General features: G+C 45.4%; 1 protein-coding gene. It reads left to right on the top strand.

The genetic code is table 11. The features are described from left to right. On the top strand, positions 1–721 hold a 721-nt coding region (locus AC07UV_RS25690; RefSeq protein ID WP_495185853.1), incomplete at both ends, for a hypothetical protein.

Raw genomic sequence — 721 nt, 5'->3', positions numbered from 1 at the left:
GCCAATATGGTGATCACGCATCAATATGTGCAGGAGAACCTGAAAGACCTGGTCTATCTACAGGATGATGTCAAAGTAAAGCTGGCAGACCGGACAAAGGATTCAGAAGGTATACTGAATACTTCACGGATGAATACAACTTACCGTGTGCTGTCCGGTTATTTTAAAGGACGGATCCCAACGGATATTCTGTCCCAGATCAATGCTTCTCTGATCAAATATTTTCAGGCGGACCGCCTCTCCTACTGGAAGGGTGAAAAATCGCTCCGCAATTATAAAAAAGATATGCCCATTCCATTTTCTGGCAGACAAATAAACCTGAGCAAGGATGAGAACAATAGGGATTTTAAATTTGCACTGTTCAAAATACCTTTTCGGACCTACCTCGGTAAAGACCGCTCGGATAAAAAGGTATTGCTCCAGCGCGTCCTTGTGGGGCAGATCAAAATCTGTAGCAGTGCGATCAAAATCGTCAAAGGCAAAATTTTTCTGCTGCTGGCCCTCCAGCTTCCGAAGAAGATTAAGGAGTTAAAAGGTAATGTTATCGCCGAAGCTTCCCTCTCCATCGAACATCCAATTGCCGTGACTATCGGTAAGGAGTCCTTTCAGATCGGTAACAAGGAGGAATTTACCTATCGCCGTATGGCTATGCAAGCTGCACGGCACCGATTACAGAAAGCCGCCGCATTTAATAAGGGGGGGAGGGGAAGAAAGCGAAAAC

This window comes from Sphingobacterium sp. GW821-FHT03E03 (assembly GCF_059420745.1).
The sequence above is the reverse complement of the archived record's forward strand: the minus strand, read 5'-3'. Positions and strand labels throughout refer to the sequence as shown.